The 25684-nt window shown below is 44.9% G+C and carries 23 protein-coding genes; 12 read left to right on the forward strand and 11 right to left on the reverse strand.

What is annotated here, in order from left to right:
* Positions 1-203 (forward strand): hypothetical protein (locus tag QUA90_RS05740; RefSeq protein ID WP_333444443.1); only part of this gene is annotated, 203 nt, incomplete at its 5' end.
* On the opposite strand, the gene QUA90_RS05745 is transcribed toward QUA90_RS05740, so the two are convergent.
* Positions 177-311 (reverse strand): DUF4058 family protein, encoded by a 135-nt coding sequence (locus tag QUA90_RS05745; protein WP_333444310.1) that lies wholly within the window; start codon positions 309-311, stop codon positions 177-179. The two genes, QUA90_RS05740 and QUA90_RS05745, sit on opposite strands and share 27 nt — an antisense overlap.
* 162 nt (positions 312-473) lie before the next feature.
* The gene (gene thrS / locus QUA90_RS05750; RefSeq protein ID WP_333444312.1) at positions 474-2303 is read right to left on the reverse strand and encodes a threonine--tRNA ligase; all 1830 of its coding nucleotides are present in this window, start codon (positions 2301-2303) and stop codon (positions 474-476) included.
* Between the two features lie 432 nt (positions 2304-2735).
* Here thrS and QUA90_RS05755 point away from each other — a divergent pair, with 432 nt between their 5' ends.
* The 9 genes from QUA90_RS05755 to QUA90_RS05795 all read left to right on the forward strand — a co-directional run bounded on the left by QUA90_RS05755 (position 2736) and on the right by QUA90_RS05795 (position 13023).
* Positions 2736-3065: a DUF2605 domain-containing protein gene (locus QUA90_RS05755; protein WP_333083169.1), complete on the forward strand. Its 330-nt coding sequence runs from the start codon at positions 2736-2738 to the stop codon at positions 3063-3065.
* A 158-nt stretch (positions 3066-3223) separates the two neighbouring features.
* Positions 3224-3535 carry a DUF2973 domain-containing protein gene (locus tag QUA90_RS05760; protein ID WP_333331623.1) on the forward strand — a complete coding sequence of 104 codons (312 nt, stop codon included), beginning with the start codon at positions 3224-3226 and terminating at the stop codon, positions 3533-3535.
* A gap of 678 nt (positions 3536-4213) precedes the next feature.
* Complete coding sequence (locus QUA90_RS05765; protein ID WP_333444314.1) at positions 4214-6208, forward strand: DICT sensory domain-containing protein; 1995 nt, start codon at positions 4214-4216, stop codon at positions 6206-6208.
* A 1290-nt stretch (positions 6209-7498) separates the two neighbouring features.
* Positions 7499-7999, forward strand: coding sequence for a peptidoglycan-binding protein (locus tag QUA90_RS05770; RefSeq protein WP_333331614.1), 501 nt, complete (start codon positions 7499-7501; stop codon positions 7997-7999).
* 301 nt (positions 8000-8300) lie between these two features.
* Positions 8301-8726, forward strand: a complete 426-nt coding sequence (locus tag QUA90_RS05775; protein WP_332956926.1) for a photosystem I reaction center subunit II PsaD — start codon at positions 8301-8303, stop codon at positions 8724-8726.
* 164 nt (positions 8727-8890) lie between these two features.
* Positions 8891-9751, forward strand: a complete 861-nt coding sequence (locus QUA90_RS05780; protein WP_333444316.1) for a GNAT family N-acetyltransferase — start codon at positions 8891-8893, stop codon at positions 9749-9751.
* Between the two features lie 90 nt (positions 9752-9841).
* Positions 9842-11389, forward strand: coding sequence for an anthranilate synthase component I (gene trpE / locus QUA90_RS05785; protein WP_333444318.1), 1548 nt, complete (start codon positions 9842-9844; stop codon positions 11387-11389).
* Positions 11390-11501: 112 nt separating this feature from the next.
* On the forward strand, positions 11502-12386 hold the full coding sequence (locus QUA90_RS05790) for a PhzF family phenazine biosynthesis protein (RefSeq protein ID WP_333444320.1): 885 nt from the start codon (positions 11502-11504) through the stop codon (positions 12384-12386).
* Positions 12387-12546: 160 nt separating this feature from the next.
* On the forward strand, positions 12547-13023 hold the full coding sequence (locus tag QUA90_RS05795; protein ID WP_333444323.1) for a hypothetical protein: 477 nt from the start codon (positions 12547-12549) through the stop codon (positions 13021-13023).
* 17 nt (positions 13024-13040) lie between these two features.
* On the opposite strand, the gene QUA90_RS05800 is transcribed toward QUA90_RS05795, so the two are convergent.
* From QUA90_RS05800 to petH, 4 genes are all read right to left on the reverse strand, one after another.
* Positions 13041-13892, reverse strand: coding sequence for an alpha/beta hydrolase (locus QUA90_RS05800; protein ID WP_333444325.1), 852 nt, complete (start codon positions 13890-13892; stop codon positions 13041-13043).
* A 222-nt stretch (positions 13893-14114) separates the two neighbouring features.
* The gene (locus QUA90_RS05805) at positions 14115-15431 is read right to left on the reverse strand and encodes a homoserine dehydrogenase (protein WP_333444327.1); all 1317 of its coding nucleotides are present in this window, start codon (positions 15429-15431) and stop codon (positions 14115-14117) included.
* A 136-nt stretch (positions 15432-15567) separates the two neighbouring features.
* Positions 15568-16344, reverse strand: coding sequence for a Uma2 family endonuclease (locus QUA90_RS05810; protein WP_333444329.1), 777 nt, complete (start codon positions 16342-16344; stop codon positions 15568-15570).
* Between the two features lie 144 nt (positions 16345-16488).
* A complete protein-coding gene (petH, locus tag QUA90_RS05815) occupies positions 16489-17694 on the reverse strand; it encodes a ferredoxin--NADP reductase (protein ID WP_333444331.1) in 1206 nt (401 codons plus the stop codon).
* A 589-nt stretch (positions 17695-18283) separates the two neighbouring features.
* Here petH and QUA90_RS05820 point away from each other — a divergent pair.
* A complete protein-coding gene (locus QUA90_RS05820; RefSeq protein WP_333035850.1) occupies positions 18284-19288 on the forward strand; it encodes a phosphoribulokinase in 1005 nt (334 codons plus the stop codon).
* A 91-nt stretch (positions 19289-19379) separates the two neighbouring features.
* On the opposite strand, the gene QUA90_RS05825 is transcribed toward QUA90_RS05820, so the two are convergent.
* The 4 genes from QUA90_RS05825 to QUA90_RS05840 form a co-directional block, all read right to left on the reverse strand.
* The gene (locus QUA90_RS05825) at positions 19380-20576 is read right to left on the reverse strand and encodes a 5-methylcytosine restriction system specificity protein McrC (protein WP_333444333.1); all 1197 of its coding nucleotides are present in this window, start codon (positions 20574-20576) and stop codon (positions 19380-19382) included.
* A 47-nt stretch (positions 20577-20623) separates the two neighbouring features.
* Positions 20624-22363: an McrB family protein gene (locus QUA90_RS05830; protein ID WP_445300094.1), complete on the reverse strand. Its 1740-nt coding sequence runs from the start codon at positions 22361-22363 to the stop codon at positions 20624-20626.
* Positions 22364-22561: 198 nt separating this feature from the next.
* Positions 22562-22765, reverse strand: coding sequence for a hypothetical protein (locus tag QUA90_RS05835; RefSeq protein ID WP_333444336.1), 204 nt, complete (start codon positions 22763-22765; stop codon positions 22562-22564).
* 198 nt (positions 22766-22963) lie between these two features.
* Entirely contained in the window at positions 22964-23191 is a 228-nt protein-coding gene (locus tag QUA90_RS05840; protein WP_333393467.1) for a hypothetical protein, read from the reverse strand.
* Positions 23192-23399: 208 nt separating this feature from the next.
* Between QUA90_RS05840 and QUA90_RS05845 the strand changes: the two genes are divergently transcribed.
* The gene (locus QUA90_RS05845; protein WP_333444338.1) at positions 23400-25052 is read left to right on the forward strand and encodes an FAD-dependent oxidoreductase; all 1653 of its coding nucleotides are present in this window, start codon (positions 23400-23402) and stop codon (positions 25050-25052) included.
* A 252-nt stretch (positions 25053-25304) separates the two neighbouring features.
* Here QUA90_RS05845 and QUA90_RS05850 read toward each other — a convergent pair whose 3' ends face one another.
* A complete protein-coding gene (locus tag QUA90_RS05850) occupies positions 25305-25667 on the reverse strand; it encodes a hypothetical protein (protein ID WP_333068154.1) in 363 nt (120 codons plus the stop codon).
* Positions 25668-25684: the final 17 nt, after the last annotated feature.

Here is a 25684-nt window from a genome sequence, read left to right on the forward strand (position 1 = left end):
TTTGCACTTTACCCTCGCTCTCGCGAGCGCATAACCCAGGCTACGTCAAGTGCCATCGATATATTCAGCAAGCCCTAATTATATCTCAGCAATTTATATGCGGGCGATCGCACTTAAACCTCCCTCTATCATCCGATCGATCCCCTCTCCTCCAACAAAACATCCGCTCCAGCAGCTTAAGTTTCGGACAGCGGGGGAACTGATACGGCGATATAATCTATTCTAAAGTCATAGGCGGGGCGATCGTAAACCCCATTTAATAACGCTTGTAAATCTACAATTGGTTCAGCATCACCTGCACGCAAAGGCAACGGAGAGGATTGTGAAAATTAAATGCACAACAGCTTATCATTTGCATTAATTGTGAAACGGGCGTCTCGCCCGTTAAGTTAATTGTGGAATGGGAGAGACGCCCATTAAGTGAATTGTGGAACGGGCGAGACGCCCGTTCTAAAATCTGCGATTAAAATCGCTTAAAAATCGCCATAACTGCTAATAGCAGCCTGCAACCTCCCAATCACTTCATCAACCGAAATCGCCCCCAACTCCCCAGAAGCACGAGTCCGAATATTCAAACTATTCGCCTCAACTTCCTTCGCACCCACAACACCCATCACCGGAATTTTATCCTTCTCAGCATTGCGAATCAACTTGCCCAAACGCTCGCTATCCTCATCAGCTTCAGCGCGAATATTGAGCGCCTTCATCTTCGCGGCCACTTCCTTCGCAAACGGCAAAAACTCGGCGCTGACAGGCAACAACCGCACCTGAATCGGCGCTAACCACAGCGGAAAATCCCCCGCATACTGCTCGATCAAAATCCCGATCAAGCGTTCCAAAGAACCGAAAGGAGCGCGGTGAATCATCACCGGACGCTTGCGAGTGCCGTCTTCAGCAACGTATTCCAAATCAAAACGTTCGGGCAAATTGTAATCTACCTGAACAGTTCCTAATTGCCATTCTCTATCCAAGACATCTTGGAAAATGAAATCGAGTTTCGGCCCGTAAAAAGCCGCCTCCCCAATTCCCTCAAAATAATTCATTCCCAAAGTTTCCACCGCGCGGCGGATTGCACCTTGAGCCTTTTCCCAAGCTTCATCGGAACCGATGTATTTCTCTAAATTGTTCGGATCGCGGAAACTCAAACGCGCTTTAAAGTTTTTCAGTTGCAGACTCTTGAAGACTGACAGAATCAAATCCACCACATTCAAGAATTCTGCATCCAACTGTTCCGGTGTGACAAATAAGTGGGAATCATCCACCGTAAAGCCGCGCACCCGCGTTAAACCGCCCAATTCTCCCGATTGTTCGTAGCGGTAAACTGTGCCGAATTCCGCTAAGCGCATCGGCAATTCGCGATAGGAACGCAATTCGCTTTTGTAAATCTGAATGTGAAAAGGGCAGTTCATCGGTTTCATCACAAAACCCTGTTCGTTTGCTGCCGCTTCCTCATCCTCCGCCATTAGCGGAAACATATCTTCTTTGTATTTCTGCCAATGTCCAGAAATTTTGAACAAATCGACTCTGGCAATGTGTGGAGTCACTACTTGCAAATAGCCGCGCTTGATTTGTTCTTGTTTCAAGTAATCTTCTAAAATACTTCTCAAAACAGTACCTTTCGGCGTCCACAAAGGCAAACCGGGGCCCACCGCATCGGCAAAAATAAATAAGCCTAATTCTTTGCCTAATTTGCGGTGATCGCGCCTTAATGCTTCTTCTTTGCGGTGTTTGTATGCTGCTAGCTGTTCGGGAGTTTCCCAAGCAGTGCCGTAAATGCGCTGTAACTGAGCTTTGGTTTCGTCCCCGCGCCAGTAGGCGCCTGCTAGGCTTTCTAGTTCGATCGCCTTTGGATTCAACTCACTGGTATTATCCAAGTGAGGCCCCGCGCACAAATCCCACCATTCCTCGCCCAAATGGTAAAGAGTAATTGGTTCGATCAAACCTTCTAAAATTTCTAATTTGTAAGGTTCGTTAATCTCCTTAATTCTGCGTTCTGCTTCCTCGCGGCTGACTTCTTCCCGAATTACAGGCAATTTACGGTTGATGATTTTGATCATCTCTTTTTTAATGGCTTTTAAATCCTGTTCCGTAAAAGGTTCGGGAGTGTCAAAGTCATAATAGAAACCGTTTTCAATCCAAGGGCCAATGGTCACTTGCGCCTTGGGAAATAACTTCTGCACCGCCATCGCCATAACGTGGGAGGTGGTGTGGCGAATTTTTTTTAGTGCCTCCGACTCACTCGTGCGGGGCAACTCAATCTTAACGGACTCTTCTGGAGGGGACATGGATTGTGAGCTAGACATCGGCTGAATTAGCAATTAATTTAGTTGCAGTTGCTTCTATCTTACTCAGATTGCGACAGCAAGCGCCGACTTCCGGCTGGGGGACACTCCGGGAAATTAGGTCATTCTGGGCATTGGGCAAACAGGGCATTGGCCAAACAGGGCATAGTTTTTTTCTTCCTTCTTTTTTCTTTCTTTCATCCGTTACATCCGTTACATCCGAAGAAAGCGAATCCGTTGCCGAACTTCCTTCTGCTATGAGCTATTGCTAGCGAGTCTGAGCGGATATTGCAGAATTTGGGGATTTCGACTCAAAAATCGCTGCTGGCACAGTTAAATTTATTCACACCCACCTGCTCATTGTTGTTAAATTATTAAATTTTCGTTAAAAATATGTTACAATTTGTAAAGACCGTCTAAGACTATAATAGATAAATAACCCAATTTTGATCCATGCTTAATTCCAATTTGCCGGAGCCAGAATTGCTCAAAGCGTTACTGGAACCGCTGTTAGAGGATTTCAATTACTGGTTCGATCGATCGGCAAAGCTCTTAGAAACTGAGGAAATTCCCTTTCTCAGCGACGAAGATCAATCTGACTTGCTGGCGCGAGTCAAACAGGCTCAGCAAGAAGTAGGCGCAGCTAAAGCTCTATTTCAAGCAACCGGAGGTCAAGTTGGGATTGAAACAGCAGCACTGATGCCGTGGCACAGACAGCTCGCCGAATGCTGGCAAGTATCGGCACGCTTTCGCTCATGGCAGTCAGCTCCCCCTGGAAAATAAGGAAGCGAGTTCAAGTTAAATTTGCAGTCAAATCCCCAACCTTGGGAAATGTGGCGGCCCACTTGACAACCTCAAACAGATTTCCAGTTAATAAGTTATTACTTGCTGAAACACTTTTGTAAATTGCTGTGTGGCTGTTTAGCCCGGAGGAGAAGATAATGTTGCACCTGCTTTATATTTTAGCTTTTACCATTCTTGCCTTTCTGGCAGTCGGTAACTTAATCCGCAGTCTAGTCACCGTTGGTATGGAGTCCCAGCGCCCTCAACAGTTCAGGGCAAATAATCCCTACGCATCCAATCCTCGCTCTCAATCGGTACCGCATCCAGAACTTTTAGATGAATACGGAAACATAGTCAATGAGCCGCTGTTAGTGATGCGTTCGCTGACTGTCCAAGACGCCCGCGAACAATTAGATGCTCTCTACAAATCATCTCCGGGCGGCAGCGACGAAGGGGGGGAACTAGCCTAAGACAGCCACAGCCGCAGCATTTATACTCAGGCGCTATGCCTCAAAAAAAATATAGGACTTACAAGCTAGGTGTCCGAAACCCTTTTTCTTCATAGATTTTGGTGAAAATCGTTTCCGCGCTTCATCGGAATAATAATTTTCCGATTTCAGTGAGAGCTTAAAAGCTCGCAAGGATGCTCGCACCTTTGGCATCATTCCGAATCTAACCAGATTGGATATAAGTCCTCAAAATAATTGGCCGTTAGTTTTTAGCTAATGGCCAATTACTTGTGATTTTTGAAAGTTTAATTGCCGATTAGCCAGATCGATCGCCAAAAACCGATTCGCCAAAAACCGATAAAGATAGCACTGATATCAAATAGCTCAAGAATAGTATAATGCAAGAGATCCGGAAGCGGTGCCTAACAAGTCTGAATGGTGAGAGTGCTAACGCCCGAATCGAACCCTGAATAGATGAGTTGGCGTCAACACCTAGAGGTAAAAACAGGTGACTTTGGGATGAACTCAAGGTCTTGGAGGCATACCTCTGCTTAGATTCGTCTAAATGATATGGCTAGCATGATATGACTTAAACAGTCGTGTTATGAAGCATAAATGTATCAGATACTGAAAAGGGATCGCTCTAAACCTCCTATCGATCCTGTTTTGTCATCGGCAAAAATGCACGTTTAAGGCTAGATGATCGTCCCTATTTCGCTACTGGCAGAACTTCTGCAAGCTTTGCCCCAACTGCGGGCACAAATTTATTTCAAATCTTCCATGACAGCCCTGTCTCACGCAATGGAAGACTTAGTTTTGGCGGGTTCAGACGACGAACCGCTAGTCATTGCAAGCTTTCAGCGAGAGCGCTTCTACCGCCAGGAAGCTCACCGCTACCGGCGAATTGCCTCACGCTCGTCTCAGGTATACGTGCTGGCTGCACCGGAAACTGACTTTAAAAATTCCTCGGAATGTCACGAAACTGTGGCGTTTGCACCGGAGGACGGATTGAGTAAAGAGTGGCACTTAGTGGTGCTGGGGCAGCACTACTCAACTTGCCTGATTTGTCAAGAAAAAATTGTGCCGATCGACAACCAGGACGATCGCGGGCCACTGTTGATGGATCAAGCTCGCAGATTTGAAGGAATTTGGACGTTCGATCGCGAGGTAAGCTCCAAAGCTGCCGCATTGTTGCTCGATAGAATTGTCAATTATCGCCCGGAATTGGCCGAAAAAATCGATCGAGCTCGAACTGCTTACAAGCTCGTCAAAACACCGAAAAAAACGAGGAAATCCGCCACTTCCAAAGCCACCAAACCTGACATAAGTACGAGAAAAAGCTCAAAAATTCCCAATCCAAAATTGAGCGATGCTTTTACCGAACGCTTAGTAACCTACTTGCAAGCAGGCCAGCACAAACTGCTCAAAGCATACGCTGCCATCGCCGCCCAGGAACGCAAAGAACGCCTGGTAAACTTAATTACCACGGCAATGCGGCAGTCTCTCAACCCGCAAGAAATCGTCGAAGTTGCAGTCCAAGAACTGGGCACTGCCCTGTCGGCAAGCCGATGTTTGATTTATCGGTGCAAGACCGCAGATGTGGCGGTCAAAATCGATCGCGAGTTTTTGGGGCCGGGCGCTAGTTCCATGCTGGATCAGACTTGGCTGTTGCAGGAAAATCAAATATGGAGCGACGCGGTGGCGCGGCAAGAGCGAGTTTACATCCAAGACACAGCACAACACCCCCTGATTGTCAATACACAATTCCTGGAAAAAACTGTAAAAAATTGGCAAATTGTCTCTTGGCTAATGGTGCCAGTGCTTTATCAGGGGCGGGTTTTGGGCATGGTGGAAATGCACCAGTGTCGATCGACTTTGGCTTGGGAAGAAGACGAAATTGCTTTAGTAGAGGCGATCGCCACCCAACTCGGAGCCGCCTTAATTCAAGCAGAAACCTACGCTCATTTAGAAGAACTCAACCAACAATTAGAAGCATTAGACCGCACTCGCAGCAATCTAATTGCCATCACCGGACACGAACTCCGCACCCCTCTTTCTACGATTCAAGTTTGTTTGGAAAGCTTGAACTCCGAACCAGATATGCCCCCAGAATTGCGGCAAATCATGTTAGAAACTGCCCTGGGCGATGCCGATAGAATGCGAAAACTCGTGCAGGATTTCTTAACTCTTTCTCACTTAGAAAGCGGGCGAGTCCAATGGAACGTAGAATCGCTGACGCTGCAAGAATGCGTTGATTTGGCCCTTAGCAGCGTGCGATCGGGGGGCGGACTCGATCGACAGTTACCGGAAATTATCGCCGAAGTGTCGGCAGAATTGCCTTTAGTGCAAGCTGACGGAGAGTGGTTGGTGGAGGTGCTCTCCAAACTGCTAGACAACGCTTGCAAATTCACCACACCTCAAGGAAGCGTCACCATAAGAGCGAAATGCAACGGTTCTCGGATGGTGGAAGTGCTCGTAGCCGATACGGGGAGGGGAATCGAGGCGAACAGTTTAAAAGTAGTGTTCGATCGATTTTATCAAGAAGAAGGAGCTTTGCGCCGCAGCGCCGGCGGTACCGGTTTGGGATTGGCAATTTGCAAACAGATTGTTGCTGGCTGGGGCGGTAAAATTTGGGTAGATTCCGCAGGAAAAGACCGAGGAAGTGAATTTCACTTTACTATTCCCACTGTTTAGACTCAATTGATACAGCGTATTCAAGGTTTATGAAGTACACCGCGCAAAACCTGGTTTCTTTACAGTTCTCGCATCATTACTGATTCTGTTGCTCGAAACCCTGTTTATCGGTACTAAATTGACATGGAATATACTGTAAAAAACCGGGTTTGTGGGCGTCTGAGCGCGCAAATATCGATCGAGTTATATCAAATCCGGCTGCGCTGGAATGATATCAAATCCGCGCTTCTGAAGTCGGGCGTAAAGTCGAATCAAGCTGCCAACAAATAATTCGCGCAATTTTCATTTTTTGGACTCACAGTGAACAGTCAACCGTCAACCGTCAACAATGACGGACGGTGCAACCGGAATCGATATTAATCGATCGCCCGAGATACGATAGCACAGAAAAGTTTTCAATGCAGAAACAGCCTCCGCTGCTACACCCTCTCTCATATCAATTGCGGTAGCATCGAAATAGTAAAATCCAGTCAACAGTCAACAATTCCCGATGGTGCAACCGGAATTGATCTAATTCATCTGCGTTAATCTGTGTTTATCTGCCTGTATCTGCGGTGAAAAAAAGAGAATGTATTAACCGCCCCGGACAAGGAATTGACGCTGATTCACGCGCTTGTCGAGAAGAGAGATAGGAATACTCCCGATGCTAACAAATTTGATAGGAGGGGCTATTTAAGCCGGACTTGATATCAAATACTAATCTACAGTCGTCTTGAGACGACTTGAGCTATGAGGCAGGGGTTTCAACCCCTGTCGGACTTAACGAATAATATTAATGCCGATTGCATCGGAATGATTTAACCACAGAGAACGCAGAGCTCGCAGAGAAAGAGAAGAGAGAGATGAATAATTCCGATGCAAACGGAAAGGATATCACCCTCAATCCTCACCCTGTGAGATCAGCCTTAAAGGAGATGTGGCCACGCGGTGTTCAGCTTTAAAATCAAAAGTATCAAAGCAGATTCAGGACGCGCTTGCCGTATTAAACCCGGTTTGGCGACAGAGTACCTAGGGAGGCTGCCCAAAATTAATATCAGTTTAAAATAAGAATCAAACTGTAGGTAAGCTGCAAACCCCCATAGTAATCCGTCATGCCGAATCTAAAATCTAAAATCTAAAATGGTATAAGTCTCTTGTCCACAAGTCGCGATATGGTAAAAGTCGCTCGAATCTGTTGAGGCACGGCCAACGCCAGTGTTGATTCGGGAAAAATTGAGAATGCAAATGTTTCGCCCGGAAAAAGTTTTTTTCCAGAAGAATACTCAAACCTAGAGGTTAGCAAAATCGATTATGTCACCTACAACCCAGATGAAATCTACTCAACCTATAGCCAAAAAGCCACAACTACAATTAGGTTCTCAAGGTAAAGCGGTATTGGAACTAGAACAACTGCTAACCAAGTTGCACCTTTACCGACAGCCTGCTAAAGGAATTTTTAACAAAGCAGTTGATTTTTCTGTGAAACTGTTTCAGTTTCGGGTTTTCTTGTCGCCGGATGGCATTGTCGGGCCGCTGACTTGGCAGGCGCTTTATACTGCTGCTCCAGTTAATATGCCGATACTCAAATTAGGCAGTTCTGGGGAAGCAGTCGCTACTGTTCAGGAAGTTCTCAAAACTTCCAACCATTATGGTGGTGAAATTGACGGCGACTTTGCTACTTTGACGGACAAAGCTGTTCGCGCATTTCAAAAAAGCTTTGGGATTCAGGCCAACGGGATTGTCAATCAAGAAACTTGGACTGCTTTGAGCCAAATTCCCCGCGGCTATGACCCTAATTGGTTCTTGACTTAGGGTTGACGCGGTAAATTTTTCGATCATCGCGTGTGGAGGAAAATTAGGAGAATGTGCGATTATTCTGGTGCCCACAAGCACCCGAATAATTGCTATTTTTGTTTGATTATTTTTTCGGGATTCGTGCTGCCTAATTTTGTTTTCTAACTTTGGTGTAAATTACCAATTATCAATTATTAATTACTAATTATCAATTATCAGAAGAGATCGATCGCCCAAAAACTGTTAACTTTCCTTACAATTTCGACAGCAGTGTCGCGTCATGATGATAGGATGCCGTAAAAATCCTTTGGATATGTTTATGGCAGAAGAACTCACTGGACAACCCCCTCTTTTCGGCGGCAGCACCGGCGGCTTGCTGACCAAGGCGCTAGTTGAAGAGAAGTACGCGATCACTTGGACTAGCCCCAAGGAACAGGTGTTTGAAATGCCTACAGGCGGCGCTGCAATCATGCGTCAAGGCGACAACTTGCTGTATCTGCCCCGCAAGGAGCAGTGCATCGCTTTGGGCGGCCAGCAACTGCGGGCTAAATTCAAAATCTCGAACTACAAAATTTACCGCGTGTTTCCCGACGGTTCTACTGAGTACCTGCATCCCAAAGATGGCGTGTTCCCTGAAAAGGTGAACGAAGGTCGTCCCTACAACGGTAAGATTGACCGCAATATTGGCAGCAATCCCAATCCGGCTAAGCTGAAGTTCAGCGGCAAGAAGACTTTCGATCCTTAAACTATGACTGCATCGCTGAGCAAAACATAGGTAATATTGCCTTGAAAGGCTCAGCTTGTAAACTTGTTTTTGCAGTAGTATTCTGGCGCGGGAGGCTAAGCCCGCAGCGCCAAAATACTACTGCAAACTTCTAATCTTATTAAAAGTTAATCGTTAAATTAAAAATGAATGTCGCAATCAGGCGAGCGCAGCCTTCTGATATCGATGTTTGCGCTGGCATTACTTATGAAGCTTTTAAAGATATTTCCGATCGCCACTTGTTCCCTACAGATTTTCCGACGCTGGAGTTTGCAACCAAAATAAGTAGCTTGCTAATCGAAAGTCCGTTGTTTTTTGGCATCGTAGCCGAGAGTTCTGGTGCCGTTGTCGGCTGCGGATTTATGGACGAACGCAACCCGATTCGTGGTATCGGGCCCGTCAGTGTCGATCGAACTTTTCAAGGTCGCGGCACGGGACGCGAAATCATGAAAGCTTTGCTGGAACGCGGACAGGACGCTGTGGGTATCCGTTTGGTTCAGGAATCTTTTAATATGGCGTCGCTGTCGCTGTACGCTTCTTTGGGTTTTGAGGTGAAGGAACCTTTCGTGTTAATGGAGGGGAAGTTTCGCAGCCAGCCACAGAAGGGGTTTGAGGTGCGGGCGATGGCTAGTGAGGATGTTGGTGAATGTGTGGCTTTGTGCAAGAAATTATACAGGTGCGATCGAACTTCGGAGATTGAAGACGCACTGAATGACTTTTCTCCCTTCGTTGCTTGCAAACAAGGTCGGATTGTGGCTTATACTTGTGCGGTGTCGGCTTTGGGCCACAGCGTCGCGGAAACTGAGGCGGATATGCAGGCTTTACTGTTGGGGGCGGCCGCGTCGAACTCCGAAGCACAGCTTTCTTTTCACTTGCCGCTGAGGTACGCAAGTTTGTTTCGCTGGTGTTTGCAAGAGGGGCTGCGCGCCCTCAAGCCGATGGCGGTGATGGCAGTTGGCAAGTATCAGTCGCCGGAGGGATGTTGCTTTCCGTCTTTTGTTTATTGATCCCAAGACGGTTAGGACGCTTTTAATCGCTGAAATTATTCCCAGGATTGCATTTTCCTTCTTCTTTCTTTCTTCTTCCTTCTGATATATATGATATTCCCCGATTTCTCACAATTTTCGGAACTGGCGAAACAAGGCAATTTTGTACCCGTGTATCAAGAATGGGTTGCTGATTTGGATACGCCGGTGTCTGCGTGGTATCGGGTTTGTGCGGGTCAACCTTACAGTTTTCTGCTGGAGTCGGTGGAAGGTGGGGAAAAACTTGGGCGTTATAGTTTCTTAGGGTGCGATCCGTTGTGGATTTTGGAGGCAAAGGGATCTCGCACAACTCAAGTTTACCGTGACGGTTCCGAAAAAGTATTTACGGGCGATCCGTTTGTAGCTTTAACCGAGTGTTTGGAGTCTTATCAACCGGTGAAATTGCCGCAGTTGCCGCCGGGAATTGGCGGGCTATTCGGTTTTTGGGGTTACGAGTTAATTAAGTGGATAGAACCGCGAGTTCCCGTGCATCCAGCCAGCGAGAATGATTTGCCGGATGGGTTGTGGATGCAGGTGGATAATTTGCTGATTTTCGACCAGGTGAAGCGGAAAATTTGGGTCGTCGCCTATGCGGATTTGCGGGAGGTTGGCGTTGATTTGGCAGATGCTTATCAGCAAGCGTGCGATCGCGTTGGTAAGTTAGTTCAGAAGCTGCAATCGCCGCTTTCCCGGCAATCTACTCTCATAGAATGGACACCTCCCAATAACGCGCAAGATGCCCGTTCCACAACCGGAAATACAGAATTGGCTTACACTAGCAATATTACCCGTGAAAAGTATTGTGCCAATGTTTTAAAGGCTAAGGATTATATCAAAGCCGGAGATATTTTTCAAGTAGTTATTTCGCAGCGACTAGAGGCTGAATACAGTGGCGATTCTTTTGCACTTTACCGCTCTTTGCGTCTCATAAATCCTTCTCCGTACATGGCTTATTTTCATTTCAGAGATTGGCAGATTATCGGTTCGAGTCCCGAAATTATGGTGAAGGCAGAAAACACTGCTGATGGTAAAAAAATAGCAACTTTGCGACCGATTGCCGGCACTCGCCGCCGGGGTAAAACTCCTCAAGAAGATGATGCTTTGGCTGCTGAATTGCTGCAAGATCCCAAGGAAATTGCGGAACACGTCATGTTAGTTGATTTGGGCAGGAACGATTTAGGCAGAGTTTGCCGAAACGGTACTGTAAAAGTTGACGAATTAATGGAAATTGAGCGTTATTCTCACGTCATGCACATTGTGAGCAATGTGGTGGGAGAATTGGCCCAGGATAAGACAGCTTGGGATTTGTTGAAAGCTGGTTTTCCTGCGGGTACGGTTAGCGGTGCTCCGAAGATTCGGGCGATGGAGATTGTGCACGAGTTGGAAGGTTGTCGCCGGGGGCCGTATTCTGGGGTTTACGGGTATTATGATTTTGAGGGACAGTTGAATAGTGCGATCGCAATTCGGACTATGGTTGTTCGTTCTTTAGGTGGTGACAAACATTCGGTTTCTGTGCAAGCAGGTGCTGGTTTGGTGGCTGATTCTAACCCGGATATGGAGTACGAAGAAACGCTTAATAAAGCCAGGGGAATGTTGGAAGCAATTCGCTGTTTGAAATAGCGAGGCGGAGCCTCTGGATCTGTGTTACCAGGCTCTGCCTGGTAACAAGAAATTTTATAATACTCGGCGGTTGAAACCGCTGCTACACCAACTACTGTTGAACGAGGGAAATGTGAATTTTTATATAGTTGACGTGTTTGCAGAGTCAAAATATGCTGGCAATCAACTAGCTGTATTTTGCGGTGCAGGAGTTGCCGAACTATCTGAGGCTCAAATGCTGCTGATAGCGAGGGAAATCAATTATTCAGAAACTACGTTTATTCGATCGCCCGATCCGCGAGATGGCGGCTATGACGTGCGGATATTCACGCCCAAGAAGGAATTACCCTTTGCGGGTCATCCGACTTTGGGCACGGCGTTTGTGTTGCAGCAAGAGATTATTCGCGAAAAGGTCGATCGAGTAATTCTCAATCTAGCCGTCGGTCAAATTCCAGTTACTTTTAATTATCACAATGAATCGGCAGATATTTTGTGGATGCGACAAAACCCGCCTAGTTTTAGTCAAGTTTTATCAGCAGAAACTCTGGCTAATGTCCTGAATTTACAACCAGATGAAATTGATGCAAACTTCCCAATTCAAGAAGTTTCGACCGGAGTGCCGTTTATAATTGTCCCATTAAAAACTCTCGCCTCGCTCAAAAAAGCTCAAGTCAACTTAGATAAATATTTTGAGCTAGTTGAGACAATGGAAGCGAAAGAAATTTTGATATTTTGCCCAGAAACCTACAGCGATCTTAATGATTTAAACGTGCGAGTTTTTGCCCATTCATTAGGAATTCCAGAAGATCCGGCGACTGGCAGTGCTAACGGCTGTTTGGCGGGATATTTGGTAGAACATGATTATTATGGGGAAGCCAAGATTGATGTCAGAGTTGAGCAGGGTTATGAAATCGCTCGACCTTCTTTGCTGTTGTTACAAGCCGCTAAGAATGAAGGCGAAATAACAGTTTTGGTGGGTGGTAAGGTGGTGATGGTTGCTAAGGGAGAATTTGTGTAGAATATTTAATGGCAAATTATTAACCGCAGAGGCACGCAGCTAGATTTAGAGGCTTCTTTGGCGATCGAGATCTTACAATTTTGCTAATATGAGGTAGCTCATATTCATTGATTCGCGTGATTGTTAGGCTAAAAAAGTCATCAATACCAGAGACTTTCCAATGCTGCAAACATTTTCGCGGACTTTAAATGTATCCCCTGACGCTTCTGAAGCCCTGCTTTCACTGCCATTAACCAGCTTGCTCGATTCACCGGAATTCAATCAATTATTCGCAAGTCTGGATACTGCTTTACTCAAAGAAACTTTGCCAACTGCTGGAACTGTTTTAGCTCAAAAGCTGCCGCCTTTTTACGACTGGTTGCAAACAGAACTAGGAATTAAAAACGTCCCTGATAGTCCCGATCATACTACGAAATGGGTAATCGGTTTTTTGAAGAATCAAGAAAGTTTAATTCGTTTAGTTGATCTGCACAAATCAATTCCCAGACAGGCATTAGAACGAGCGATCCCTCGTTTAGTTAGCACCTTTGATGAGGTTCAACCTACCGCTGTAAAGCAAGAATGGGAAAAAGCGATCGCAGCACTTTGTCTGGTTCTCGCCGTCGCAGCGCGGGAAAATCAGCCATCTGCAGCCTGAAGCAATTCTGTCTGAGTTTAAACAAAGCGCTTTTTTCGGAAAATTTGCAATTGAGTGCGATCGATCTGAACGACTACTGGCCGTCGCTTGTTGAGGACGATCGCATTGTGTCTATTTAGCAAAAGCAACTGAGCCAATATTGCCACAATCGCGCGCCTTTTGAGAAACTTGCCTTCAAAACGCGCCATTCGGACGATCGCCTCTTCGATTTTATAACAACAGCTTTTCCCCTTCTGGGAAATCACAAAAATCGTTCCCGGTATGTAATCGCCTTCATTTGCCCAGAAAGCATACCTTTCACCTAAAGTAAAGTAGTGAAAAACATTGTTAGCGGTGGAAGTTTTAGCTAACTTTTCCGAAACGCCCAAAGAATTAAAAACTACAGTGGATCTAATATAATCCGGGTATTTTGCTGCTATTTGCTGAGCAACTTTGCCCCCCAAACTTTCTCCGATGACATCGGGCGGATTCCCGCTGTGAAATTGCTGCTTTATCCAATCAATAGCACCCGCAGTTTGCGCCGATTTTAACTGGCGTTCTAGTTTTGCCATAAATACATCGGGCGTATCTTCCAAAACGCGATCGAAAGGATACCAAGAACCGTAGCCGCGAATCACTAAAACAGGTGGATGATTGCCAGAAATGGGGAAGCGACTTTCAGCATAAAAACCAGTGCGAGAGTCTTCAAACACTTTTGTTATAATATAATTTCCATCAATAAGTTGCCCTTCCTGGTGCCGAATGTAAATTGAAGGATTATTGGGTTTAAAAGTATCGTGCAGTTGGGGTTTTGCAAACTTTTCGTAGAGAGAATCTAGCAAGTGCCTTCCCGTTTTGCGATCAACAAAATCGAATTCTGTTCCTTTCATTATCTGGTAGCCGCCGGTTTTACCAACAATATTGAATAAGTACAAAAAATTTACATAAACCCGCCACCGCACAACGAATAATCTCAATTAACTTTTACTTGTATCAAATGGCAAAAATCTACATGACATTTACCATTGGGTGAGTGAGAGGGCGGGTTTTAGATATTGTCAATTATTAACAAATATTGTATGTGAAACCCGCCCGGCCTTAGCAAATCACTTTTACAAAACTCGCAACGTGCTAGCAATACTATCGACTGCTTCCATCGCTCGAATTTCATCGAGTGCTTGTTGAAAATTACCTTCCCTAACATCGTGAGTCACGACGACAATTTCTGCTAAATCGCCGTGAATTCCCGTCTGCACAACTGATTCTAAACTAACTTTGTGGTTGCCGAAACAAGTGCCTAGTTGGCCAATTACCCCCGGAGTATCGTGCGTTAAAAAACGGGCGTAAAAGCGAGTAACAAGTTCCTGCATCGGAGCAATTTTGCAGTAGTGTTGGTGACTGCAACTCAGCAAAGGATGAGGAATCGGAACAGTTTCTGTTTTCAGGATGGCCGCTACATTCATGATGTCGGATACTACGGCGCTAGCTGTGGGGCCCGCACCGGCGCCGCGCCCGTACAGCATCAATTGCCCGATCGGCTCTCCTTCGACTAAAATGGCATTGTAAACCCCGTTAACACTCGCCAGCGGATGAGTTTTCGGCACAAAACTCGGATGCACTCGAATGGACAGCAGTTCGCTTTCTCCCTCCGCTTGCTTGCCATTGTAGCGGGAGGTTTCTTGAGCAATCGCCAATAATTTAATCACAAATCCCAGCTTGTCGGCGTAGTCAATATCCGCCGCACTAACTTTTCTGATACCTTCGCAGTGAACATCAGCTAATTTGATGCGTCCGCCAAAAGCTAGCGAGGCTAAGATAGCAATTTTATCGGCCGCATCTAATCCATCTACATCTGCTGTGGGGTCAGCTTCAGCATACCCTAATTGCTGAGCGTCGGCGAGCACTTCGGCAAAGTCTGCGCCTTCTGTTTGCATCCGCGTCAGGATGTAATTAGTTGTGCCGTTGACGATGCCGGTGACAGTTTGAATGCGGTTTGCACCTAAAGATTGTTTGAGGCTTTGAATGACTGGAATGCCGCCGCCGACAGCAGCTTCTAGCATTACGTAAACGCCTTTTTTGTTAGCGGCCTCGAAGATTTCATTTCCGTAGCGGGCGATAACTGCTTTGTTGGCAGTGACGACGTGCTTGCCGCTGGCAATAGCTTGCAGAATGAGCGATCGCGCCGGTTCCAATCCGCCAATCAATTCTACTACAATATCAATTTCCGGGTCAGTTGCGATCGCTTCTAGGTCAGTTGTCAGCACATTTTCTGGCAATTGTAAAGACCGAGTTCGAGAAATATCGCGCACTCCCACCCGATAGATTTCCAATTCCTGCAACAGTGGATGGCGGCCATCTGGGGAGAGCAAAATCTCTGCTGTTCCCGCGCCAACTGTACCCAAACCTAACAAACCAATTTTGAAAGCCACGACTTTGACCCGTTGAAACTCACTTCATCTAGAATCATTGTATGATAACCGTGGCTTCACTGAATACCCAGAGACCCGACTTCTTAAAAAAGTCCGGGATCTACATGACTAATTAATCCAGATTTTACATGGCAATTTAAAGTTCTGTATCCATCTCTATCCCCATTTCTCGCAGCCGCTGCGCCAATCTTTCGGCCCGCTGCCTTTCGGCATTAACTTGCTGTTCTAGTTGCTCATTTTGCTGTTCTAGTTGCTCATTTTGCTGTTCTAGTTGCTCATTTTGCTGTCCTAGTTGCTGTAGCTGTGCTTGTTCTTCTCGAATTAAATCTTCAACTAGGGGCGGACATAGCACTTCATTAACCGATAAAATAAATTCAGCGAACTGTACAGACTGAACTTGCTGTCCCGGCAAAAATTCCTGATGAGAATAACTGCCTTCATTTTCCGGGCGACTGCATACTCGTATTTTCGGTTGATTTGGGTCTACAATCCAATATTCAGGGATATCAATTAAGTCATATTCTGCCCGTTTGCGAATGTAGTCGTCCCGCCAATTTTGACTGGTAACTTCGATAACTAACAGCGGTTTTTCTTCAAAATCTAGCACTGCGGAACCAGGTTGCGCGCAGACTTGTTCCCACAGACTCTGAGTGCAAATCACCACATCAGGAATGCGAGAAGAGTTTTCCTCAGTTCGGACTGCGGTGGTGACAATTGCAACTAGCGGGAGGTTGTGTGCTGCAAAGAAGCGCCGGAACTGATAAACTAAAAATTCACAAATTTTGATATGTATTGCTGTAGGTGTTGGCATTTCGATTAGATTGCCCCGATATAATTCATAACAAACACCTGATTCTCCCTGATAGTTCAGATATTCTTCAAAGGTGAGTTTTTGGGTAGAAGTTATAACCATGTCAGTTATCTCCCTTTTTCGGTGAGCTTACTGTATATTTTACACTTGTCTTGGGTGAACCAGCCCCTCAAGACTCAAAACTGCTTCAAAAATTGTAGGGCGAGCCAAGCCCACCCTACAAATCAGATTAAATCAGGTAACAGATTAATAAGTTTCAACGTGCCAACGGTGCTCTTTCTTCAACTGTTTCTGATACGCAGCCCAGTCAACGCCGTACTTGCCAGCCGCGGCTGACATTCCCTCATCAATTCCGCCTTCCATACCCTTCAAACCGCAGATATAAGTGTGAGTATTTGGCTTTTGAACCAATTCCCACAATTGCTCAGCGTTCTCTTGAATCCGGTTTTGAATGTACATCTTGCCGCCGTCAGCATTCTTTTGCTCGCGGCTGATGGCATAAGTCAAGCGGAAATTATCGGGGAACTCGCGCTGCAATTGCTCCAACTCTTCCTTATAGAGAATGTTGGGAGTGTAAGCAACTCCTAAGAACAGCCAAGCTAAACCTTTGAATTTGTAATCGGGATTGTTTTCTTTAAACATCCGCCACAAATAAGCCCGGAAAGGAGCAATACCTGTACCGGTACCCATCATAATAATGGTGGCTTCTTCGTCGTCGGGCAAGAGCATTTCCTTGCCTACGGGGCCGGTGATTTTGACATCATCTCCAGGTTGCAAACCGGTGAGAAAAGTTGAACAAACGCCGAACACTTGTTCGCCAGTTTCCGGGCTTTTGTACTCTAGGCGGCGGACGCACAGAGAGACTGTTTTGTCGTCGAGGTGGTCGCCGTGACGGGTGGAGGCGATCGAGTAAAGCCGAATTTTGTGAGGTTTGCCGTTTTTATCCGTGCCATCGGGAATAATCCCGATACTTTGACCTTCGAGATAGTGCAAATTGCCTCCAGAAATGTCGAAGGTGACGTGGCGGACTGTGCCGTCGCCGCCTTCTCTGACTAATTCTTCTGTAGAAATGCACTTACCAATATAGGGATTGGCCGGCTTGTAGAGGTTAACAGGAACCTGAACTTTTTCCTTGGCTTGAGTCATGGGCTTAGTTTCTTCTCCAGATTTCTGACTCTGTAGCCCTGCTTCTGGTGCGACTTTGCCATTTGTTTCGGGAGCGCTGTTTGAGGGGCGGATGCTGACAATTCTTCCACCCATGCGAGCAATTCTACGCATTTCCTGATTCATGCGATCGTAGGGCACGGAGATAAATACGCTACCACTACGGCGAATCGGGTTACTTATTTGGTCAGTTGCTTGGCTCTGACGCATACCCTCCACTTCGTAAACAAAGATGCGGCTGCCTGATTCTGAGTTGGCCGCAACACCAGATATGCTTGGGCTGTACATTTGTTGATTTTCCTTCACGATACAGAGTTATAAAGAAAGAGAATGTGACGTTAGACTCAATTTACTTTTTTCTTAAGGCCATCGGGACTAATTGGCCTCACCAATTTTTGGGCCTCGCCACGCCGGCAGGAGTGTTGAAGTTGCGATCGCTCGCGTTATCAAATCCCTACTAGCCGAACGCCGCGCTCACCGAGCCCGCTTTGCGTTCGGCTGTTGACCTATAGCTATTGTTGTCTGCGTACTGCCAATATTTTACCCGATCGGGGGATCTGCCCCGATAAGTCCTTGTGATTTGGGGAGCGCCCCACCAGATCAAGGAAGATTCGAGCAGTTTAATGAGGTTGAGCTTGTAGGGGGCCGACGCATTCTGGTAAGATTAACCGCTAAAGTTAGTATTAATTACTTGCCTTGAAGATTGCTTGGGTCTTCCCGGGCAGGCAGTCAACTCACTGCTGTATGCTGGTGAGAACTTGATCCTCTCGGGGTAGCAAAGCAGTACAAAGCCTGCTTGTGGCTACCTGCGGGCTGAAATTTTGTGGAATCTAGACTTGAGTTAGTTAGTAAACAGTGATTTTGTTAGAGGGAAACTATGACCAGTAAGCCGGATCGCGTGGTTTTAATTGGCGTTGCCGGAGATTCCGGATGCGGAAAATCTACTTTTTTACGCCGATTGACAGATTTGTTCGGGGAAGATTTCGTTACTGTAATCTGCCTCGACGACTATCATTGTCTCGATCGCAAGCAGCGCAAGGAAACAGGGATTACAGCCCTTGACCCTAGAGCCAACAATTTTGACCTGATGGCAGAGCAAATGAAGGCTCTCAAAGAAGGTCATGCGATCGACAAGCCGATTTACAACCACGAAACCGGTCTGCTCGACCCTCCTGAGCGGGTAGAGCCGAATCATGTGATTGTGATTGAGGGGCTGCATCCCCTGTACGACGAGCGAGTTCGATCGCTCCTCGACTTCAGCGTCTACCTCGACATCAGCGACGAGGTAAAAATTGCTTGGAAAATCCAGCGCGACATGGCGGAACGGGGCCACCGTTACGAAGACGTGCTGTTTGCGATCAATGCTCGCAAACCGGATTTTACCGCCTACATCGACCCGCAAAAGCAATATGCTGATGTGGTAATTCAAGTGTTGCCGACCAACTTGATCAAAGATGACAAGGAGCGGAAAGTTCTGCGCGTGCAGATGATCCAGCGCGAAGGCATCGCCAATTTTGAGCCTGCGTATTTGTTTGACGAAGGTTCAACAATTAACTGGGTTCCTTGCGGCCGCAAGCTGACTTGTTCCTATCCCGGAATTAAGATGTACTACGGGCCTGATGCTTTCTACGGTCACGAAGTCTCGATTTTGGAAGTAGATGGTCAATTCGAGAATCTCGAAGAAGTTATTTACATCGAAAGCCATTTGAGCAAGACTTCTGCGAAGTATGAAGGCGAGTTAACTCACCTGTTGCTTCAGCACCGTGAATATCCGGGTTCTAACAATGGAACTGGTTTGTTCCAAGTGTTAGTCGGATTGAAGATGCGGGCGACTTACGAGAAGTTGACTGCAAAAGAAGCGAAAGTGGCTGTTAGTGTTTAGAACACAGACATGAAAGATTTGGGAGGCGCAATTGCGCCTCTTTTTTTGGGGATAAATGAACCGCAGAGGGCGCAGAGGACGCAGAGTAGAGTTAGGGGAAGGCGTTGGGAAGTAGAGAGTTTAAGAAGGTTTTTCCCGCTTCATGGAGGTCGCTATCTAGGGAAAAAGTTAGACTGCGAACTCGAATATCGTCATTTTTTATATCTAGTGGCTGTTTGAGGTTTTGCGGGTAGACAAGAATTGCATTTTGGCAATTTAACGCATTTGCGTAAGCAACTATTTGATGACGGTCATTACTGCCTACTTTATCGGGAGCTTTGTATTTTGTATCGAGGACGTATTGGACTTTTTTTGTTTCACTATCGCCTAGGAGTAAGTCAATGCGATCGAAATAGTTTTCGTCATGGGTGACTCGGTGTTGTTGTTTGACAAAAAAGCCTTTTGGTGAATTTGCTTTGAGCCATTCAGCGACAAATTGTTCATATAAATTAGCCATATCAATTAGAAAAGGGAGCATTTCGCGATCGCCTGTTTCGTGACTGGGCCCTGTGTTATCTAAAAAAAATCGACATAAGGCGTGTAAAAGTTGATAATCTTGATTCAAACGGTGATAATTTCTATCAATACAAGCTTCTGATTTAAAATGTTTTAATGTAACAAATCCTTGGAGTGCGTGAAAGGCTTTTCGCACAGTGGATGAAACAGATTCACGGCACAAACCGCTGCGGCCAATGATGAATAGTGTCCAAGCGAGTATTTGATTATCTTCGATGTCGCCTGTTTGTTCGTTATAGTGGCATTTTAGTTTAACATCCCAAGGTTTTTGCAGGGCTGACCGCAAATCGACGCGGCCGCGAATGTAGGCGAGTCTTTCGGTTTTGGATAAGTAATCGCGATATAATCCTTTGCGACAGCGTTCTAGAATTTTTTGGGCAAGGATGTTAGCTAATCTTTCATAGACTTGTTCTAAAGATTCGCACTCAATCTGTCCATTCGGAAAATTGATATTAAGTTTGTAGGCATAGTCAAGCATTCCGAATAAGTTTGTTATCGGAACTTTTGGGCGGATGAAAATGTGAAATTCTGGAGTAATTGGAATAGTACCAACTCTGCCTTTAGATTTTAATTCCCATTTATATTTAGTTTTAGGGTTGGGAAATTCTATATCTATCTCCTTGGCATAATTCTGGTATATTTTTTGTCCTACTGATTCGGGGATAAAATCTCGTTCAAAGCTTTCGGATTTATATTCTGTGAGTTTGATGATTTGGGGTGATTCTCGTTTCATAGATGCTGTAACGCCGTGTTTGTGGTAATAATGGTAGCGTTAGATTATCAATTGCTCAATTTGTCTTTAATTTTATTCCATAGAAATTCATCCATTTTTTCCTGATTATCAAAGAAGTATTCTTCAAGGTATGGCTCGATTTCCATTTGCCAAATATCTTGGATATCTTCCGCTAAGGTTTTTGTCAAAAAGAAAGAGATGCCTAGTTCATAGTGTTTGTTGTTAATTGTGCGATTGACATCTTCTAGAATGCTAGTTAATTTATCAACTGGAAAACCTGTTTCCTCTCTGTGGTGATACTGTCGCAGCACTTCATAGTTTGGATAGACGGGAATGAATGCGAAGCGGCGGCGGAGTGCGTTATCGACTAAGGCAATAGAACGGTCTGCGGTGTTCATTGTGCCGATAATGCGGACATTTGTAGGGATTTTAAACTTTTGACCGCTGGCTAGTGTAATAAAGCGTTTTGTGTCTTGTCGGTCATCTAGGAGATACATTAACTCGCCAAAGACTTGAGATAGATTTGCGCGATTAATTTCATCAATAATGAGAACGCAAGTGTCTTCACAGGCTTCGGCTTTTTCGCAGAATTCTAGGAACCTACCGGAAACTATTGGATAGGTTAATTGCCCATCTTGACTTTGGGGACGGATACCTTGAATAAAGTCTTCATAAGTATAAGCTGGATGAAATTGGATCGTGTCTGAGAAACCGTCACCCCCGCCGATTAAGTGTTGGGCGAGTTTTTGGGCAAGGAAGGTTTTTCCGGTTCCGGGCGGGCCTTGGATGATGGCTTGTTGCTTGCGGTTAATGGTGTGTATCCATTGGGTTAGTTGGGGTGTTTGAAAACCAGTAGTTTGTGAAATCTCTTCTGGTTCATACACTGGATTAAATTCCTTTTCATAGACTGAAAGATATTCACTAATAAGAAGAGGTAAATCCTTATTGCCAATCAAAAATAAGGGAAATACCTTTTTAAACGTTTGTGCTATCTTGGAAATTATTTGTTTAACAGAATGTCCTAATATTTCTTGTGAGGAAAGTGAGATGCCGAGAAAAAAGTTAGTAAGAAGAATCTCTGCGTTTTCCAATCTTTGATTTGCTTCTAATAAAAAATCTTCCGATTCTATTGCCCAGTCTTCAGAAAAATCTAGTGCATCGACAGGAAGCTCTTGCAAGATACTTTCTAAGAGTTCATAAATACATTTTCCAGGTTTCATTATACATTTTACAGGTTCCTTTATGTCATCACACTCCAAACGTAGTGAAAAATCATCTCCCTTAAGTTCTTGTTCAATTGTATAGTCTAAATAAAAGTCAGATTTATTGGCAAGGTTATAACGTTTAAGAATCTCGATATTAACGTCATTTCTATAATTTCTTTTATAATTATATAGCATGAACCCAAACACAATGTATTGTGCCTCCAAACCAAAAGTTACTGTGTGGTTTTCAACTTTTAACATTAACCGAGGAGCTTGGGGAGGAATCCTACTGTTAAAACCACAGTAGTCTACCCTGTAGACTGGGCTGGCTGATTCCCACCTATATTGTTTTTGAAGGCGGCTAAAGCTCTCCTGCTTGATATCTAGATATTGTTTAATAAAATCAGGCAACTGCTCTTCTACCTGGCTTAAAATATACTTGACTGGCTCTTCTACATATTTTAATAAATCTTTTTTGTGTTCCCTGTAAAAAGCAGAGCTGGGATTTTCATTAAATTGTGCCACTAGGTTAAATGTCTTCTCTGAAAAAGGACATTCAGGATGTACAAAAACTTTTTCCATTTTTTCTGTGTTTTTAAGGTGACTCAATTGTTGTTCTTAAATTATTATAGCCGATCGCCCTTCCCGACACCAGAGCTCTGAGATGCGATCGCACCCACCATCCTTACCCACATCAATAGCCCTCCCAAACCAGTAACACAGGCAAAACCGCTAACAACCGTTCCCGGAAAATTTCAACTTGCGCGGAGTGACTCAGATTTACCAAATTGTGTCTATACTAGATAATTGAATCCGGCGATCGCGACTAATAACGGGTACATTAAGATACAAACCAGTAGCAGCAATAATGCGATCGGGCAAATCGGGAATTTGCGATCGGTCAACTTGTCTTAAAGTTAAAGCTATAGTGCGATCGAAAGGAATTTCAACCAATAAGGCATCATCGCTCTCAACTGCTCTCAATAATATATCGAGAGTAGCTGAATTAATCCGCCCTCACTCGCTCAGATAGACAATTTCTGCTAATGTAATTGATTAATAAACAACCTTATTTCCCTCGGCAGCTATCTGTTCTATTGTCGTTCTAGCAGTCACCGAAAGCCGCTTTCTCGGCAAAGATATACCAGATCACAGCATGAGTATCAGCTACAGCACGCAGCATTAGAAATCCTCCCTTGGGAAATTCGCCCATTCTTCGCTGCGAACTTCATCTATATCAGCGACAGAGGGTGCAATTCCCAAGTCAGCACATAAACCCCACAATGATTTGCGGGGAGCGGGCCGAACAACTAATTCTCGTTCTATTTCAGGAACCATCCACTTAATCAATCGTAACTTTTCGGCTAGAGACAAGTGTTTAACAAGATTTAAAACCGCCTCAAAAGTCATGTTTTTTATATTTCAATTGGTGATTGATGTAATTGTAGCATTTTGGCTGCCAAGGACAGCATCACCAGGTTTGGGTTGAGAAGATTCGTTTACCACGGTTCCCGGAAAAGTTAAAACTGTGTCGAAACAATCTAAACGTGCTATATTCAATTCCGTAAACCCTGAACTTCCCTATCAGGTATTGCAAATTTATAAACGAGTCAACTGAATGCTCTCTACTTTCAAGAAATTAGCTTCAATTGCAATCATCTTTGCCGCCCTAAAACTTTTACTTAATTATCCGCCGTTCACAGAAATAGAAAATTATATCGCAAATAGAGACCCAGCAAGTGCTACCTTAGACAATGGAACTCTGCAGCAAAAATCCAGCAGCCCGCCTCCGGTAACTCCCAAAAAATCACCGGAGCAAACGTTCGATGTAGTAGTATATGGTGATGAAGTACCGGGGATATGTGCGGCGATATGGGCGAAGAAAACTTTAGGCGCAAAGGGCAAAGTTGCGATCGTGCGATCGAACTACGGAAGAGATCCTTTGGGCGGCTTACTCACCCGCGGCGGTTTAGCTTACATCGATTTAGATAAAATCCCCGGTTGGTATCGCCAACCCTACGCCCAATGTTTTAAGGAATTCTTAGATAAAGCCGATGCGCCCGAATCTTGCTTAGACCCAAAAAGGGCAGATCAAGCTCTCAGGCAAATGCTTTCAGCAGCAAAAGTCAGAGTTATTTCCAACTCAACTCTTACTCCCCACGTCGTAGATAATAAAATCGAATATGCCGAAGTCAAAGGCAGCACATTAAGAATTAAAGCCAACTCTTTTATTGACGTAACTCAAGACGCGGAATTAGCCAGAAAAGCCGGATTATCTTATTATACAGGATATCAATCTCAGAATATAAAATCCAAAAATGAAACTTTAGCAGTCTCTGTAGTTCCGAGAATTACAGGTATAACGATGTCCGAATTCCGCAGAATAGAAGATGAAATCCTCTACAACCGGCCTTTGGTAAAAAAGATTAAAGAAAGCATTACAAAATCTAAAGATCCGGCTAGTACAAAATTCTGGATGAGGAATTTCTGGAGTACGATTTATCAGCCATATACAGACGGCTACGACATCAGAAGTGTAGCCATAGGAGCAGCGTATCACATAGACAGAAATCTGCCCTTTAGTCAAAATAAAGGATTCTTTTTTGATAAAGGCAATGTCTGCGTTTATAACAAAAATGTGCTGTCCTGGAACGGGTTTCTGTTTAAATACCAAGTTGACCAAATCATGAAGATGGAAGCTAATGGCAGAAAACCGACTCCTGAGATGATTAGAGAAATGTCATATCTCCAACACTGGCTACAAAAGAAGTCTGGTAAAGATGTGAGAGTATTTATTCCAGACGAGATTTATATCAGGCAAAGTTTGAACGTTCGCGATGTGGTAGATCCGTTGACGGGGAAGGAGATTATCAAAGGAGGAACAGTACCCGGAAAGTCGATCGGCAGTTTTTCCTACGATTTCGATATGCGGGGCGGAGTCAAGAATTTATCTGCGAGAATTCCGCCGCTGCCCGTGTATAATTTCGGCATAGAAAGCGCTTTGGCTAGCAAAGTCAAGAATTTAGCAATTGTCGGGCGATCGTCCGGTTATGTCGGTATGGCTGTATCCGTCGGGCGAATTGCGACGGTGAATATTTATCAAGGACAAGGTGTGGGCGTGGCGGCTGGCTTGGCTAGCAAGTTCGGCGTGCCGCTGAATTCGATTACTTCGGCTGAAACGAAAAAAACTCTGGAAACTTTAACGGGGAAAAAGACGTATTTTTCGGGGCGAGATACGAGTTATGGAGTGGATTATAAGGAGGTGAAGTAATCGAGGTATAGCAGTAGCCCGTGTTGCTATACGAGGTTAAACCCCGCCTACAAACTAGAAATTTTTGTTTGAGTTTGAGAACAAAAAACGCAATTTATGGAGTTTGATAACTGTTATTCATTGCGATTCTTAATTATTGCAATTTGTTTTACCAGTAGGACTAAGGCAAAAAAAAATCGGTTTGTCTGCAAAATCGTGGCTTTCTCCCAGAGAAGGCGGGTTGTGGATTAGGGATTTCTGTCAAATAAGATATTAAAAGGATTTTACCACTGAAGATGTCGAAACCTCTTCAATTCCTTCCCACATTTGAGCAACCGAAATGGTTTGCCCAGTCATGGCTTCGTGCCAAGCTTGCCGAAAATCTTGTAGAAGCGCTGCTTTAGATTGGCCCTCTCCGTCAATTTCTGAGGGTTCTGGAATACTAAAAGAATTAGCAGGAGGCATCTCTTGGATTTCTGCTGAGAAAACCTCTGGCAGATTATTTTGCGAAATGATTACTCCCTGACGTTGCTTTTGGCTTAGAAACTCTATAAAACTCGCAACTAATGCCAGATGTTCTGGAGAGAGTCGATCGAGCCATCGATCGATTTGATGTCGAAGTGCTGCTACATTCATAATGCCATCAAACCTTT

Origin of the sequence: Microcoleus sp. D3_18_C4 (assembly GCF_036702355.1) — a bacterium.
In the GTDB taxonomy this organism is placed as follows: domain Bacteria; phylum Cyanobacteriota; class Cyanobacteriia; order Cyanobacteriales; family Microcoleaceae; genus Microcoleus.